This is a genomic window from Bradyrhizobium pachyrhizi (genome assembly GCF_029714545.1).
GTDB classification, from domain to species: Bacteria; Pseudomonadota; Alphaproteobacteria; order Rhizobiales; family Xanthobacteraceae; genus Bradyrhizobium; species Bradyrhizobium pachyrhizi.
The window spans coordinates 7,564,162-7,579,394 of record NZ_CP121667.1 but is presented as its reverse complement, the minus strand read 5'-3'; the positions used below and the strand labels follow the sequence as shown (position 1 = coordinate 7,579,394).

Genomic DNA, 15,233 nt, shown 5'->3' with positions numbered 1-15,233 from the left:
GCGTGGGGTGATACTTCGGGGCCATCCGGACATCCAGGCTCTAAGAGATCGGATCGGCAATCCGGAGCGGTTACGGTGTATCGAACGCCGGCCAGCATCCGTCTTCTTCATGCTTGCCGGTGCGCTGCTGGCAGGTGTTATCGAGCAACCGCTGCGCCACGTCCTTCCAGACCGCGTTGCCGCCATACAATCTGACTGCATCGGTCTTCTGGATTTCCACGGTCCGCTCGCAGCGACGGCATGAGATGCGCAGCACGTGGCGTTGAATCTCGGAAAGACGCCGCTGCCGCATCTCGGCTCCACTTTCGTCGGCGCAAGGATCTTTCAGGACCGATTCCCAATATTCCGCCGGGAGAGGCGCATCCGGAGTCGCCGTGGAGGGGCGCGGCCTTCGGGCGGCTTCAGTGGCCAGCTTTTCCATCTGCATCGGGGTCGGCATACGCCAGCTCGCGGTCGATCGGTCATTCCGAATTAGAACATAACAAGAACAAATATTGAGTCCGCTCTGACCCATCTTGAAAAAATCATCCCGTTAGAAGGGGCGCAGTGTCGGAACCAAGCCGTGCCGTTCGTCTTGAATCCGGCACGAGTAATGGAGTTCCTCCGCGATGGCCCCCCGCGCTAACTGGAAAGGCTTCCTGCGTCTTTCCCTCGTCACCTGTCCGGTAGCGCTCTATCGGGCCACGTCCGAATCCGAAAAGGTCTCGTTCAACCAGCTCAACCGAAAGACCGGCCACCGCATCAAGTACGCCAAGGTGGACGCTGATACCGGCGAGGAAGTTGATAACGAAGACATCGTCAAGGGCTACAAGCTCGACACCGACACATTCATCGAGGTGACGAAGGAGGAGCTCGAGAACGTCGCGCTGGAATCGACGCGAACGATCGAGATTGACGAGTTCGTCGACCGCAGCGAGATCGACCCACGCTACCTGATCCGCCCTTACTACCTGACTCCAGATGGCAAAGTCGGGCACGACGCCTTCGCCGTTATCCGCGAAACCATCCGCGAGATGAACAAGGTTGCGATCGGTCGCGTAGTGTTAACCAACCGCGAGCACATCATCGCGCTGGAGCCGCTGGACAAGGGGCTGATGGGGACCCTGCTGCGCTATCCCTACGAAGTCCGTCCCGCAGAGGAATATTTCGACGATATCCAGGATGTCAAAGTCACCAAGGACATGCTTGACCTCGCCAAGCACATCGTCAATCAGAAGGCGGGGCATTTCGAGCCGGACAAGTTCGAAGACCAATACGAGACCGCCCTCATCGATCTCATCAACCAGAAGCGCGCCGGCAAACCCATCACCGCGAAGGCGCGGCCGCGAGGCGAGAATGTCGTCGACCTGATGGACGCGCTGCGCAAGAGCATTGGAAGAGATGGGGCAGCTGCGACAGAGACACCCAAGAAGCCAGGCAAAAAGCCGCGCAAGGCGGCGGCCGGGCAAAAGGAAATGCTGATGCCGATCGTAGGCAAGAAACCGGGGAAAGAGGCCGCGGCGAAGAAGCTGGCGGCCAAACCCCAGCGGAAATCGGCTTAGATTTGTGGCGGTGACGCCGGACGGCTTCTGCTTCGTCGTCCGCGGGCGGCTTTGGCGGATGGCAAGTCTCAATCTCGACGCGGTTTTACGAAAGGTGGTACACCGGGGGCCCGCTGCGCTACTGGCCTGTTTCGAACGATCCTTGCTTTGCAACTAGCCAGTCATCGCGCCTCAGTGCTCCTTACCTGCTCTGCTCTAGACTGCTCTGCAAAATAGGAGCGATATGGCTGCGGTGAAAAAGACCTCCAGGAGATCGACCTTGAGCGCGGGCATTCTCGCATACCGCAAGGGCGCTCGTGGGCTCGAGGTTCTGCTCGTTCATCCCGGCGGTCCGTTCTGGCGTAAGAAGGATGATGGCGCTTGGTCCATTCCAAAGGGCGAAATCGATGCCAATGATGCTCCGGAAAACGTCGCTCGACGCGAGTTTGCCGAAGAACTCGGCCCGAGCGCTTTGATTGGTCCACTCCAGGCGCTGGGGGAAGTCCGACAGCGAGGAGGGAAGCGCGTCATCGCATTCGCTGGCGAGGGCCACTTTGACCCGGCCGCGTTGATCAGCAATACCTTCGATATCGAATGGCCGCCCCGAAGCGGTCGACGGCAAAACTTTCCCGAAGTCGACCGCGCCGAATGGTTTGATATCGAGCTCGCGCGCACCAAGATGTTGTCCGCTCAAGTTGAGTTTCTTGATCGTCTTTTGGCGATAGCGGTTGAGAGCGTCGGGAAATGATATTCAGGATTGGAATCATTTCAGACACGCACGGCCTGTTGCGGCCCGAGGCGGAACGAGGCCTGACGGGCGTCGATCACATCATTCATGCCGGCGACGTCGGGCGCCCCGCGATCGTTGACGCGCTTCGCCGGATCGCGCCTGTCACGGCCATCCGTGGAAACGTGGACACTGGCGGGTGGGCCCGCGACTACCCCGACACGAAACTGGTACGCCTGGCGGGAAAGTCGATCTACATTCTGCACGACCTGAAGACGCTGAAGGCCGATGCCGGCAGCGGCATCGACGTCATCGTCGCCGGGCATTCCCACGTGCCGAAGATCGATACGGTCGGTGGCGTTCTTTACCTGAATCCCGGCAGCGCAGGACCCCGGCGTTTCAAGCTGCCGATCACGCTTGCGACGCTCGAAATCACGCGTGCGGGCATGCGACCGGAGATCCACGACCTTGTACGCGATTAGCGCACCACGGCGTGGGGAGTGCACATTGGCAGAGACGATTGCGCTTGCCGGAAACGGCCAAAAGGGAAGCACTATTTGCGCGGACGTTCTCGCTCGCGCACGACATCCTTCGCCCGCTTGTCGCTCCTGAGCCCGAGGTAGACGGGCTGGCGCAGTTCGCCCTTACTCGTCCACTCCGCGAATTTGACCTCGGCAACCAACGAGGGCCTGACCCAGGTGGTGGCCGCCTCGTCCTTCACTTTGGCAGTGAAGGGTGATTTAGGCGTCGTCAGCTTCACGAGCTTGGTATGGAGGTCTTCCAGCACCTTGTGGCTGAAGCCAGTGCCGACATGTCCGATGTAGCGCCATGTGTCGTCTTCCCGCACGGCGAGGACCAGGGCGCCGAAGAACGGCCTGGTGCGCCTCGGCGCCGTGAAGCCCGCGATCACCGCCTCCTGCCGCTTTGCCGTCTTGATCTTCAGCCAATCCGCCGTCCGGCTTCCGGACGCATACGCGCTGTCGGCGCGCTTCGCCATGATGCCTTCCAGACCCTTCCGCTCGGCCTCGGCGAAGAATTTCGTGCCGTCTCCTTTGCGGTGAGGGCTGAAGGCGATCAGACGGTGGCGTGGCAGGATTGCTTCCAGCCGCTCCTTGCGTTTGAGAAGGGGCTGCTTGCGCAAGTCCACTGCATTCTCGAACATGAGATCGAAGGCGCAATACAGGAGCTTCGCTTCATGACGCAGCGCGTTTTGCAGCAGCTGGAAATGCGAGACGCCGTCCTTTCCGATCGCGACGAGCTCGCCGTCGATCACGGCGTCGCCCTTCACGCCCTCCAGCGCTTTGGCGACTTCCATATAGCTGCGGCTGATGATCTTGCCGTTGCGGCTGTAGAGTGCAACTTTGCCCCGGCGGATTTCCGCGATCATCCGGAAGCCATCGTACTTATCCTCGAAAACCCAGCCGGGGTCGTCGAACGGCGCGTTGGTGAGTGTAGCGAGCATCGGCTGCAAGCGCTTGGGCAGGGTCGACGTCCGGCTCATTTAAGGGCCAATCCTTCAGAGCGTGTTGCGTAATGCATGGACGTCCTTAAATAATGAGGAACGCTTAAAACCATGGCGTGTTCCGTCAGAACCCGCGGCAAATCCCTGGTGCGCGACGTCACTTATCGACGGGAGTTCTGCTCAGAACCATGGCCAGAAAGCTGAAACCTACCAGACGTCGCTGGGCTTCTTCGATCTGGCGATAGCTGCTCCCTCCATGAAAGCGGCTCTGGAAGCGTGGGGCGCCGACAGCAATCTGTTTCGTCAAGGCGCGGCGAAGGAAAGCGATGATCCGGACGTCATCGCCGCGACCATGGCAAAGCCTGGCGTCGTGCTCAGGCGCCCCGGTCGGCATGCCGAGCTGCCCACCGATCTTGAGGGCGGCAGACCAACGAAAGCTGCCCGCAAGTCGAAAGGCTCAAAGGCGAAGAAACCTTCATCTCGTCCCGTTGACAAGGCTGCGCAGCGACAGGCCGCTCTCGACTACGAACGGGAAGAAAAGGCGCCGCGAGCTGGAACGAGTAAGAGAGGAGGCGGCCAGGCAGAAGGAACGCGAACGCCGTCAGCAGGCGGTCGATAAGGCGCAGGCTGCGTTGGACAAGGCCGAGCAGGAGCACGCGAAACGGGCCGCGGCCATCCAGGCCGAGGTCGAGGCTCTCGAGAAGAGGTCTTCGAGGCTCTCGAGAAGAGGTCGCAAGCCGAAGAAACCCGCTGGGATAAAGAGAAGGCGCGATTGGAAGCTGCGCTGCGGCGCGCGCGGGCTAGTTAGCGGTTCTTGGTCGGCGGCACGAGCGATCAGCGCCATGAACTTGCAGTGGCTTATGGCGGGGCGGCTTGTACTTTCCGCTTTCGGCGGTATAGCTGACGCGGTCGGACTTACCACTCCGTCGCTCATGTAGCGATTACCCTAAGCCGACATCCGCGAAGCCCGGCTGACTCGACCACCTAAGGGGGATGGTTGCCCTCCACCGTGTCTACGTGTGCCTATCGTGGCGGGATGTTCTGTGCGCCGTGGAATAGATTTCCTGGATCGAATTTGGCCTTGATCTCGGCGAGCTGCTCGTAGAGCCGATTGCCATAGGCGTCGCGCACGCGGGCGTCACCCTCATCCTCGGTCATGAAATTGATGTAAGCGGCGCCGGTCGAAAACGGATGGATAGCCGCCCAGTATTCGCGCGCCCATTCGATATGACGGCGATCCTCCTGCGGATTTTCCCAAGCCGCCTGCACGTTCAACACGTATTGGGCCGTCCTGAAGCCTACGGCGTTGAGCCCGCGATCGAGTCGGGCGGGAGCGCCGCCCATGTGCATGAAGAGAGCGGCGGAATGCGGAGAGGTAATACGTGCGGCATGCTCGACCATCGCATCGATCAAGCGCTCGCTCATATCGGCGAAAAAATCCGACTTCCAGTAATAGCGGCGGCCGAACGGCTGGCCGGAATCGAGCATGGTCTGATGCGCAACGAACGGCTTCACGGTGATCGTATCGGCAGCCGGCTTGCCAAAGCTCTTGAGCGCACGCATCGCATCCTGTCCGGCGATGGGATCGCCGGTCCAGCATGCTGCAATCGCCGCGATTGGCGTGCCGTGCAGCGCCTCGGGCAGGAACGGCGCAGGGGGAGCGATGCGCAAGATGAGCAAGCAGCACAGTTCGTCCGGCGCCGTGGCGGCGATCCGACAAAATTGGTGCGCAACGTCGCGCGCTTGGGTCATCGGGTACACCACCATCCCGCATAGAGCCTGCGGTCCGTGTGGATGTGCCCGGAACTCGAAGGACGTGACCGCGCCAAAATTGCCGCTGCCACCCGCCAACGCCCAGAACAGATCGGCGTTCTCGGTCTTGCTGGCGTGCCGACGCTCGCCGTCCGCTGTGACGATGTCAACCGAGACAAGATTGTCGGCGGCGTAGCAGCACTTGCGCGACGTCCAACCGAAGCCGCCGCCCAGAGTGAACCCGGCAACCCCGGTATTCGACACGATGCCGCCCGGGACAACCAGCCCGAGGGGTTGCGCTTCGTGATCGACATCGCCCCAGGTGGTGCCAGCCTCGGCCCGAACTATCCGACGGTCAGGGTCGACGCGCACGCCGCGCCGCAAGCTCATGTCAATCATCAGCCCGCGGTCGCAGAGCGCCGCGCCAGCTATGTTGTGCCCGCCGCCGCGAATCGACAGCGGCAGTCCGTTCTCGCGGGCGAAGTTCACGCAGGCGACAATGTCCGACGCGCCGCTTACCCGGGCGATGAGCGCAGGCTCTTTGATGATCATGCCGTTCCAGATCGAGCGCGCTTCGCGGTATCCGGCATCGGCGGGCTGCAGGAGGGCGCCACGAAGCGCTTTACGAAGGTCCGCAACTGCCGCTTGACTCATTCTGTAGTCGGGCTGTTGGGCGGGAGCATGGGCCATGGCAACTCTCCATTTCCACGCGATTGCGGAGGGAGCACCTTGAGTCGTAGTTTCTCACGCTCCTCGTCGTCTTATCCAGTCCAAAATCTATGCTCATCGGACCGGCTGGCAGTGACGAACCCTGTTGTCGCTGCCGTTCGGCAGAACGAACGGCAAATCTCCACCTAGACGTTAGTTCGATCGGCAACAAAATGGTTCAGTCACCGAAGTCTCGTTTTGAACAATTTGCCCGCTTGGAACCTTCAGCTTTTGGCCCTTAGCTTCAGATTTTTGCGAAGAGAATTTGCTCGTCTCTTGGGCCATAGCGGACTTTAGGAACGAGCCGTGCGCTTGATAGACCACAGGTTCGCGGCCTACGCGCGGCGGCTTGGTGCAACTCGGCCGGAAGCGTCAGCGGACTTTCCAACGGCTTGTTCGCCCATTGCCAGAAGCGATCGAAGGCATCCATCACAGGTCCTCCCGCAGGCCCCGGAAGAACGGGTGCCTGACTTTTCCCTGGGCTGACTTCGCGCGATACTCGATCTCGGCCAGAAGCTTGGGTTCAACCCAGATGCCCTTGTGGTTGATACGCTTCGTATAGGGCTGGGTCTTTCGGATGAGGGGCTTAAGCCGCTTCTGCAGATCGGCCGCCGAGACCTTGTCGAAGCCGTGGTCGACTTTGCCGGCGTAGATGAGACCGTCGCCCTTGCGCCGGCCGACATAGAGACCATCCCATTTCGTGCCATCGAGCGCGAAGCCGGCAATGATCAGCGTCTCCCGCTGCACACAGGTCTTCTTGACCCAGTCGTTCGTGCGTCCCCTCGGATAGGCACTGTCCCGTACCTTCGAGACGACGCCTTCGAGGCCGACCCTGCAGGCGTGCGCGAACATCTCGCGGCCGCCTATCTCGAAACTTTCGCTGAATTGGATATCGGTGCCGTTCAGGATTTTCTTGAGCTCGGCCTTGCGCTGAAAGAGCGGTAGCTTCCGGATATCGCGGCCGTTCAGGTAGAGCAGGTCGAACGCCACCAGCACAATGCTCGTCGACTTGCCCTTGAGTTCATCCTGCAGGACCGAGAAGTCGGTCGTGCCATCAGGGGCCGGTACCACGATCTCGCCGTCCACCACGGCCGAGGTCGCCTTGATCCGCCAGGCATCATGGGCGATCTTCTTGAAACGATGGGTCCAGTCGTGCCCGCGCCGGGTGAAGATCGTCGCCGCGTCATTGGCCAGGTGGACCTGAACACGGTAGCCGTCGAATTTGATCTCGTGAATCCAGCGGGTCCCTGACGGCACCTTGTCGATCGAAGACGCCAGGGCCGGCTCGACGAAGTCGGGCAGGGCCGCCTTGAGGCCGATCGCCTCGGGTTTTCGACGCTGGAACGCCACTGACAAACTCCACGCTACAGCCGATTCAAATTGGCACAGTTCGAATCGTTCCGGAACCTGCGAATCCCTGTCGCGTTGCTTCGATGTCACAACAGGAGGCACCGATGGCGGTAGCGAAGAAAACGAAGACGGCGCGTGGCCGAAAACAGGACCGGGCGCGGGTAGCCGGGGGGCAGGATTACGAAGTGCAGTATGAGGCAAAGAAGACCAGAAAGTCGGCGCCGGCGGTGAAAAAGGCCGTCAAAAAGGTCGGCAATGTGCGCAAGCGCGTGGAGAAAAAGCTGGCCGCTGAAATTAGAAAGCCGGGCTGACGCTGAGTCCCGGCACCAGCTCTTCTATTCTGCGGGGCATTCCGGACAGTGGTCACCGATCGAGTTCAGCACGTCGAGCATCTCGGCCGCCGCCGCATCAGGGGAGACGCCTGCTGGCGGCTCTCCATGGGCGATTTCAAAGGCCCGCTCCCGGGCGTGCGGATCGGCTCGATCTTGCATCCAACCGTGTTCTTCGCACTCGCGGATGGCGCCGGCTTCGTGGAGCACCTGGATCGCCCACCCGCGCAGCGTCCGTATCGCTGGCCGCTTCTCCCTGGTCATCAGCATCGAGATCGCTCCTCCGCGAGGGACGAATCCTTGCAGCCCTCGAGTCGTTCCGGCTGCTAACACAGGTCAGGGATTCCAAATCGTCGGGGCAGGTTGCTTTTCCACGTGTTTCCGCCGCCCTGTGCAAAAAGCCGCCTTCGCAGCGTCCATGCCACTTCCAACCACGTAGCCGAAATATGTACTCAAGAGTTCGTCTGGGAATCGCTTGGCCCAAGCAGCGAGTTCATGCCGCAGACGCGATCAAGCATTTCTTGAAGTGCTTCACGGTCGCGAGAAGCCTTAGAACCGGTATCCCGAGGAGCCGTGCTCCACACCATTCATGTGACGAACTCAAAGATCCTGCGAGTTTGCGGCGAGGTAGCCATTTCCCGCACTAGGCATAGCAGTGGTGGTGTCATGAGAAACGGCCCCAGCACCCTTGGAGGGTAATGCTGAGGCCGTTCTCATTCCCATGCTTGCCGAACCGCCGATGCCGATAATAGGGCGGCCCTCTGGGCCTTGAAAAATTTTCCTTAATGAAACAGCCCTGCCCAGTCCCAGATCATCGGATTAAAGTCTGAGCCAGTCAATTAATGTATGTGAATCAAAGGTAAACATGTTGCCACTTTTTCCCACATGCTTAACGGGTGTCCTGATTCACCGGATCGGGTGTCCTAGCTAGGACAGCACCGGGGTTTTGCGGGTCACAAGCTCCTTGCAACCGCCTCAGGCCGGGATCATTGTTCCAATATCACCGGCCAAGGATTGCCTGTAGGCGTCGGTGGCTGAGAGACCGATAGCGCTCCCGCCTGCATAACAGGGAGGGAAGCACATGACTGGGCTCCATCTTTCCAAGCAAATTGATCTTCGTGATAAGATCGCCTGCGTGGAAGCGGAACGCTTGCGCAAAGAGGCCCGTGGCACCCCACCAGGAATTGAGCGCGACCGGCTTATTCGCCGCGCACGGCAGGCTGAGGCAGCCTGCCGGATGACGCAGTGGATGGCCTCACGGGAACTAGGGCCGCCAAGGTGACGGGTGTTCTAATCGGGCCTCGGTTTGAAATTTGCAAAGAATCGAGGCGTATACTTGTGGCATGCCCCACTTAGACGCTTGCTTAGGAATTCTTCGTCGGTTGATCGCCAAGGGTGACGCAAACGGCATTCCACTGGCTGAGCGCGCTATTACCGAATATCTGGAAGCAACGCCGGTAGCCGCCCGTAGGAGCGGGCTTCGCCTGCTTCAGGACGACGTTCTGAAACAGCGCGATGCCGTGATTGGAGATCGGCGCGACTTCGCCGAAACCGTCAACGCGTACATCGAAAAGATGCTGGCTCCGCCCTAGCGCGCGTCGGGCGAATGTTGCATCACCAGCAACCCGGCCGCCGATGCAATTGACGCGAGAAGTGAACCGACCTGTATAGCGAACAGCATATCTTCATCTTGACCGAAGCGGACACCCAACCCCGTGTCAGCCAAAAGCGTCGTGATCGCGAAGATGATGAGACCGCCAATCATCACCCGGAAGCACATTTCCTTCACGTTTGTGCCCGCGCTGGACTAATATCCGACTCATTGGGAACTGAGGGGAAGCAGCATGCGCCCGCAATCCGTTCTCGCAATAACCGTCTTGGTTGCCATCATCGGACTTGGGGCGCTTGTCGTCTACGAGTACGTGCCTCATTAGGACCGGCCATGGCCAAGATGATTAAGTCGCTCCGCAAGCAGGCTGACAAGGCAGACCGCGCAGCACTCTCCGTTCTCGACCGCGACTTAGCGGAGGGATTGCAGGCGCTGGCACGGGCCTACCGGGCGCAAGCTGATGTGATCAAATCCAAAAAGAAGAAGACACGGAAGGGCCAAGCAACGCGACTTTCCACCTAATGTACCCACGCGAACGGGCGTCTTGGAATCGCTACTGTGCAGAATGGCTCAATGATGCCGCACGTTCTTGGAGGCGGGAACCGTATGGCATGCCGTCCACGTTGACCGAATGCGAAGCCGCTTCGCAATGTAGTGAAGAAGTTGCAGTCTCAATTTGGTCCCCTCCAAAAAAGACCCTCTGCACCAGCGATAGCCCAACCGACAGCTCAGACGACGCGAACGCACATCCCTGAGCGGCTCCCGGCAAGATCGCGAATAAAAGGCTAACCGGCTCCCAAAAATCTCGCTCGGGAAGGTAGCTCCTTCAAGGGGCCTATCGCATCGGGCCGCGAGCGAGATGCGCGGGCTTTGGGCCAATACTCGCGCGATTTGTTAATAGAGCGTATGAGTTCACGTGGCAGATGGACGCGTTTCTGGTCCGAGCGCGCTTCGAGATGCTGGCTGTACGGCATGGAGTTTAACTATCCCGACCGGCCGGAGAACCTGCCCGTAAAGCCGCTCGAGAACTGGCCGAAATCCAAACCGCGAGACTTACGGTAGCTGCAAGGTTCTTGGCGCATGCGTCGAACCCCCTTGGCATTGATGCTCGCACTTCTGTCGAGCATGGCATTGGCCGATCAGTTTGTCGGGCAGGCCAGCGTTATTGACGGCGACACCTTGGAGCTACATGGAACGCGCATCCGGCTCTGGGGCGTCGACGCGCCGGAGAGCAGCCAGCTGTGCCGCGGCGATGACAGTCTACAATATCGTTGTGGTGCGCAGGCTGCGAACGAGCTCGACGCCTTCATTGCTCGCCGGACTGTCAATTGTGTTCTGGTCAGCCTCGATCAATATGGCCGCACGGTCGCGACCTGCTCGGTCGGTGGCGCTGATCTCGGTGAATGGCTTGTGCTTCTCGGACTTGCGCTGGATTGGCCCCAATACTCGAAAGGCAGATATGGCGTGGCTCAACACAATGCCGAGCGTGCTGGTCGAAGGATCTGGAAGGGCAGTTATGTCGAACCGTGGCTCTACCGCGCCTGTGTCCGTGCGAACGGCAAGCCGGCCGCCTGCTCGGATGATGCAAGCTCCCATCCGTGATCAGTTGAGGACGGCGAGTCGAAGCTTGCACGTCACGCTGGCCTGGTTTGGGCGACTCACGCTAACCAATCGTCATCGATTGCCTCACTGCATGATAGGGACGACATGGTTGCAGCCACCCGTGAATTGCCATCTTCTGGTTACGCACTCGAAGTGGATGGCCTACTGAAGACCGAATTTGCAACCCGGGACGGCGCCAGGGCAGGCGGAGTAGAGTTGAAGAAGCGCTTCCCAAGGCTTCAGATCAAGATCTATGACGCAGAAACAAAAGTGCGGGAGGAGATTCCGCTTCGCTGACTTTCTGTCTTCGCTGATTTTTTGATTGGGCGCGCGCGGCTAGCGCCGCACCGGGCTCGCGTGAACCGAGCCGCGTAGCGGCTCGGCCTTCCGGCTTTGATCCCTCGCGCAGAGACTGCGGAGCTCCTCGCCGGGGGCACTCGGGAAAGGGGCTCGCCTTCGGCGATCGCTATCACTGCCCCTGTCCCGGGTGCCGCTGTTAACCGGTCTCGTCGCTGCACTCGGACCCGCGTGCCCCTTCGGGTCGCTATGCTCACGCTCTCCGGGTGCCATTTCAGTGGGGCGATGCGCCATTGGCGCACGCCTGATCGGGGCCTGCGGCCCTAAGATTCAAGGCCACATCCCATGAAGAAATGGGACGTAAGGTGGGCCGCTCCGCAGATTGTCGTATCTCTCACTTGCGAGCGAGCGTTGGGGCGTCACACGTCGTTGTTTCCGCGAATGAGGCTGAGAGTAAGAGAGCTGAATGCGTGAGCCGTGACGGGTTACAGGCTGCGAGAGAGGCTCGCGGCGCCCGTCGCGGAGACCCGCGATGTCCAGACACTATCCTCGGGCGCGTGCCGGCGAGGACCGGGCAAGCCTTTATGACGACATCACCAACAAGATCATCGGCGAACTTGAGGCAGGCCGACTGCCGTGGGTGCAGCCTTGGGGCACCGCGGCGAAGGCTTCTTTGGCCATGCCGAAAAGCGCCGCGACCGGCCGCCAATACAGTGGCATCAACGTTCTGATTCTCTGGGGCGCAGCCACCGAGCGAGCATTCACAGGTCAGAGCTGGCTTACCTTCCGCCAGGCGCTGTCGCTCGGTGGTCACGTCCGCAAGGGCGAGCGCGGGACGACTGTCGTTTATGCTGACCGCTTTGTACCGGTCGACGAAAAGCGGCGCGCGAGCGAAACGGGCGATGAAGCGCAGGCCATTCCGTTCCTCAAGCGCTTCACTGTCTTTAATACGGATCAATGCGACGACCTGCCTTCGGAGATCGCGACGACCGCGCCGCCTCCGCCGCCAGGCCTAATCGAGCCGCGGGTCGAAAAGCTCATCAAGGCGACCAACATCAACTTCCGCATCGGCGGCAATCGCGCATTCTATGCGCCGGTAGAAGACTATGTACAGGTGCCGCCACCGCAAGCCTATTTCGAGCCGATCAACTGGCATCGAACCGCCTTGCATGAGTTGGCGCATGCCAGCGGCCATCCGTCACGTCTTAACCGCGACTTGTCAAGCAGTTACGGCACCAAGAAGTATGCTTTTGAGGAGTTGATCGCCGAAATATCGGCTGCGTTTAGTTGCGCGTCGCTCGGTATCGTGCCGACGGTGCGACATGCTGATTATATCGGCTCCTGGCTCGAGGTGCTCCGCGAGGACAATCGCGCGATCGTGCGAGCTGCCTCACAAGCCAGCAAGGTTGCGGATTATCTGCTTGGCTTTCTGCCGGAGTCCGTTGTCGACGTGACGACCGAGAGAGCGGAGCAGGAGGCAGCGTGAAGATCTCGCCAGTCGCTCCGGAAACGAGAGTGAGAGGGGAGATGCGGTTTTCGCGACGGGTTGGAGGCCGAGAGAGAGGCTCCCGGCCGCCCGTCGTGGAGAATCGATATGACGAAGGCTATCCAAAAGATCACCCTGTCGCCATCGCGGGACATTCCGTTCAACAAGCTAGTGCTCAGCCAGTCAAACGTGCGGCGCGTGAAGGCGGGCGTTTCGATCGAGCAGCTCGCGGAAAGCATCGCGCAGCGTACGCTCCTGCAAAGTCTCAATGTGCGGGCGGTTGTAAATGCGGAAGGCAATGAGACCGGCATGTTCGAGGTGCCGGCGGGCGGCCGGCGCTATCGCGCCCTGGAACTACTCGTCAAGCAGAAGCGGATGGCGAAGACGCAGGCCGTTCCTTGCGTCGTGCGCGAAGGGGGCATCGCCGAAGACGATTCGCTTGCCGAGAACGACGAGCGGGTAGGCCTTCATCCGCTTGATCAGTTCCGGGCTTTCCAGACCTTGAGTGGGGCCGGCATGTCCGAGGAGGATATCGCGGCTCGGCACTTCGTGACGCCGGCCGTCGTGAAGCAACGTCTCAGGCTGGCGGCCGTGTCGCCGAAGCTGCACGACGTCTATGCCGAAGACGGCATGACCCTCGAGCAGGTCATGGCCTTTTCGGTCACCGCGGATCAGACGCGGCAGGAACAGGTCTGGGAGAACGTCAGCCGATCCGGGTATGATGAGCCATATCAGATCCGCCGATTGCTGACGGAAAATTCCGTGGGGGCGTCCGATCGCCGCGTGCAGTACGTTGGGCTCGATGCTTACGAGCACGCAGGTGGCGGCGTTTTGCGTGACCTGTTCGAGCACGATGATGGCGGCTGGCTTCAAGACGTGGTTTTGCTCGACCGCCTCGTGACGGAAAAACTCAAGGTCGAAGCCGAGACGATCGCGGCCGAGGGATGGAAATGGATCTCAGTGGCGGTCGATTTCCCCTATGGCCACACCAACGGCTTGCGCGAACTCGACGGCAAGCCGGCCGACCTTACCGTCGACGAGCAGGCCGCCATCGACGCTCTCAACGCCGAGCAGGCAAAGCTTGAATCCGAGTATCAGGATACGGATGAGCTGCCCGACGAGGTCGACCAGCGTTTCGGCGAAATCGAGGTGGCACTGGCCGCATTCGAATACCGGCCGGAAACTTACGATCTGGCCGGAATTGCCCGAGCCGGCGTCTTCGTCAGCATTGATTCCGAAGGACGGCTTTGCGTCGATCGAGGCTATGTCAGGCCGGAGGACGACAAGGCACCTGCGGCCGCTCTCGATGTCGAGCCGGGCGGCGATTCGTCGCCAACTGAAGGACAGGAAGCTGGTGCTTCCGCACCGCGCACAGCGATCTCGGTCGCTGGCGCAACGAGCGAACCGGAGGAGGATGATGAAGACCCGGCAAGGCCCTTGCCGGATCGGCTCATCATCGAACTGACGGCGCACCGTACGCTGGCATTGCGAGATGCGCTGGCCGAAAATCCCGCGATCGCGTTCCAGGCGGTGCTGCACAACTTCGTGCTGACGGCCTTTTATCGGTTCGCGTCGTCCGGGAGCTGCCTCGAGATCGGGCTGCGCACGCCAACCTTTCCTGCTCAAGCCCCCGGCTTGAGGGAGAGCGTGTCTGCGAAGGCTGTCGAGGCGCGACATGAGGCCTGGAAGGCACGGTTGCCGAAGTGCGAGAACGATCTCTGGGATGCGCTGACGGCTCTCGATGGTGGCGCACAGGCATCGCTGTTCGCCCACTGTGCGTCCTTTGCGGTCAACGCCGTCTATGAGCCAGCCAATCGTTACAATCAGGGGCGTGTCTCAGCTCACGGCGTCCGCATGCGTCTTGACCAGGCCAACGTGCTTGCGCGCGCTGCCGGACTTGACATGTTGCAAGCTGGCTGGAGACCGACCGTCGACAACTATCTCGGCCGAGTCACCAAGCTTCGCATTCTGGAGGCGGTGCGGGAAGCCAAGGGCGAGTCTTCCGCGCAACTGATCGACCACCTGAAGAAGGCCGACATGGCCAAGGAGGCCGAGCGCCTTCTCGATGGCTCGAGCTGGTTGCCAGAGCCGCTGCGTCTCGTCGATTCCAGCCCGTCTTCGGTGGAGCCGGAAGGTGAAGCCGGCCCACTGCCAGAATTCCTCGCCGACGCGGAGGATCCGGAGAACGGTAGCGACGAGCATCCGCAACAGCTCGACGCGGCTGAGTAGGAGCGAACTGGCTCCTGCCGTCTCGCGGTTGCATGGGGACCGGTGTGCAGCACCGATCCCCATTTTTATTGGGAGACGGTTGAGAGGGAGAGTGGGGTCGGGAAGGGTTTGAATCGCCGCGGTCTTAAGGAGAGCGCCGGGCGGTTCGACCCGTTCCTGCTC

At 60.7% G+C, this 15,233-nt stretch carries 18 protein-coding genes; 11 read left to right on the top strand and 7 right to left on the bottom strand.

Annotated features, from left to right (window positions below; all coding sequences use genetic code 11):
• Positions 1-70: 70 nt before the first annotated feature.
• A complete protein-coding gene (locus QA639_RS35765) occupies positions 71-439 on the bottom strand; it encodes a hypothetical protein (RefSeq protein ID WP_283088532.1) in 369 nt (122 codons plus the stop codon).
• Between the two features lie 169 nt (positions 440-608).
• On the opposite strand from QA639_RS35765, the gene ku reads away from it, so the two are divergent.
• The 3 genes from ku to QA639_RS35750 all read left to right on the top strand — a co-directional run bounded on the left by ku (position 609) and on the right by QA639_RS35750 (position 2,729).
• Complete coding sequence (ku, locus tag QA639_RS35760) at positions 609-1,541, top strand: non-homologous end joining protein Ku (protein ID WP_283088531.1); 933 nt, start codon at positions 609-611, stop codon at positions 1,539-1,541.
• 223 nt (positions 1,542-1,764) lie between these two features.
• Positions 1,765-2,268, top strand: coding sequence for an NUDIX hydrolase (locus QA639_RS35755; RefSeq protein WP_283088530.1), 504 nt, complete (start codon positions 1,765-1,767; stop codon positions 2,266-2,268).
• On the top strand, positions 2,265-2,729 hold the full coding sequence (locus tag QA639_RS35750) for a metallophosphoesterase family protein (RefSeq protein ID WP_283088529.1): 465 nt from the start codon (positions 2,265-2,267) through the stop codon (positions 2,727-2,729). The genes QA639_RS35755 and QA639_RS35750 overlap by 4 nt, the downstream gene beginning before the upstream one ends.
• A gap of 71 nt (positions 2,730-2,800) precedes the next feature.
• Here the strand turns inward: QA639_RS35750 and ligD (QA639_RS35745) are convergent, their stop codons facing one another.
• A complete protein-coding gene (gene ligD / locus QA639_RS35745) occupies positions 2,801-3,748 on the bottom strand; it encodes a non-homologous end-joining DNA ligase (protein WP_283088528.1) in 948 nt (315 codons plus the stop codon).
• A gap of 25 nt (positions 3,749-3,773) precedes the next feature.
• On the opposite strand from ligD (QA639_RS35745), the gene QA639_RS35740 reads away from it, so the two are divergent.
• Positions 3,774-4,328: a hypothetical protein gene (locus QA639_RS35740; protein ID WP_428841109.1), complete on the top strand. Its 555-nt coding sequence runs from the start codon at positions 3,774-3,776 to the stop codon at positions 4,326-4,328.
• A 404-nt stretch (positions 4,329-4,732) separates the two neighbouring features.
• Here QA639_RS35740 and QA639_RS35735 read toward each other — a convergent pair whose 3' ends face one another.
• The 3 genes from QA639_RS35735 to ligD (QA639_RS35725) all read right to left on the bottom strand — a co-directional run bounded on the left by QA639_RS35735 (position 4,733) and on the right by ligD (QA639_RS35725) (position 7,519).
• On the bottom strand, positions 4,733-6,151 hold the full coding sequence (locus tag QA639_RS35735) for an FAD-binding oxidoreductase (RefSeq protein ID WP_283088527.1): 1,419 nt from the start codon (positions 6,149-6,151) through the stop codon (positions 4,733-4,735).
• Positions 6,152-6,413: 262 nt separating this feature from the next.
• Positions 6,414-6,599 carry a hypothetical protein gene (locus QA639_RS35730; RefSeq protein WP_283088526.1) on the bottom strand — a complete coding sequence of 62 codons (186 nt, stop codon included), beginning with the start codon at positions 6,597-6,599 and terminating at the stop codon, positions 6,414-6,416.
• Positions 6,599-7,519, bottom strand: coding sequence for a non-homologous end-joining DNA ligase (ligD, locus tag QA639_RS35725; RefSeq protein ID WP_283088525.1), 921 nt, complete (start codon positions 7,517-7,519; stop codon positions 6,599-6,601). Before ligD (QA639_RS35725) ends, QA639_RS35730 begins: the two co-directional genes overlap by 1 nt.
• Before the next feature lie 104 nt (positions 7,520-7,623).
• On the opposite strand from ligD (QA639_RS35725), the gene QA639_RS35720 reads away from it, so the two are divergent.
• A complete protein-coding gene (locus tag QA639_RS35720) occupies positions 7,624-7,830 on the top strand; it encodes a DUF3606 domain-containing protein (protein WP_283088524.1) in 207 nt (68 codons plus the stop codon).
• A 24-nt stretch (positions 7,831-7,854) separates the two neighbouring features.
• Here the strand turns inward: QA639_RS35720 and QA639_RS35715 are convergent, their stop codons facing one another.
• On the bottom strand, positions 7,855-8,118 hold the full coding sequence (locus QA639_RS35715; protein WP_283088522.1) for a hypothetical protein: 264 nt from the start codon (positions 8,116-8,118) through the stop codon (positions 7,855-7,857).
• A gap of 1,112 nt (positions 8,119-9,230) precedes the next feature.
• Between QA639_RS35715 and QA639_RS35710 the strand changes: the two genes are divergently transcribed.
• Positions 9,231-9,440 carry a hypothetical protein gene (locus QA639_RS35710; RefSeq protein ID WP_283088521.1) on the top strand — a complete coding sequence of 70 codons (210 nt, stop codon included), beginning with the start codon at positions 9,231-9,233 and terminating at the stop codon, positions 9,438-9,440.
• On the opposite strand, the gene QA639_RS35705 is transcribed toward QA639_RS35710, so the two are convergent.
• On the bottom strand, positions 9,437-9,637 hold the full coding sequence (locus tag QA639_RS35705; RefSeq protein WP_283088520.1) for a hypothetical protein: 201 nt from the start codon (positions 9,635-9,637) through the stop codon (positions 9,437-9,439). The two genes, QA639_RS35710 and QA639_RS35705, sit on opposite strands and share 4 nt — an antisense overlap.
• 153 nt (positions 9,638-9,790) lie before the next feature.
• Here QA639_RS35705 and QA639_RS35700 point away from each other — a divergent pair, with 153 nt between their 5' ends.
• From QA639_RS35700 to QA639_RS35680, 5 genes are all read left to right on the top strand, one after another.
• Entirely contained in the window at positions 9,791-9,979 is a 189-nt protein-coding gene (locus QA639_RS35700) for a hypothetical protein (protein WP_283088519.1), read from the top strand.
• A 582-nt stretch (positions 9,980-10,561) separates the two neighbouring features.
• Entirely contained in the window at positions 10,562-11,059 is a 498-nt protein-coding gene (locus QA639_RS35695; protein WP_283090682.1) for a thermonuclease family protein, read from the top strand.
• 105 nt (positions 11,060-11,164) lie between these two features.
• On the top strand, positions 11,165-11,356 hold the full coding sequence (locus QA639_RS35690) for a hypothetical protein (protein WP_283088518.1): 192 nt from the start codon (positions 11,165-11,167) through the stop codon (positions 11,354-11,356).
• Positions 11,357-11,888: 532 nt separating this feature from the next.
• The gene (locus QA639_RS35685; RefSeq protein ID WP_283088517.1) at positions 11,889-12,842 is read left to right on the top strand and encodes an ArdC family protein; all 954 of its coding nucleotides are present in this window, start codon (positions 11,889-11,891) and stop codon (positions 12,840-12,842) included.
• 108 nt (positions 12,843-12,950) lie between these two features.
• The gene (locus QA639_RS35680; protein WP_283088516.1) at positions 12,951-15,071 is read left to right on the top strand and encodes a ParB/RepB/Spo0J family partition protein; all 2,121 of its coding nucleotides are present in this window, start codon (positions 12,951-12,953) and stop codon (positions 15,069-15,071) included.
• Positions 15,072-15,233: the final 162 nt, after the last annotated feature.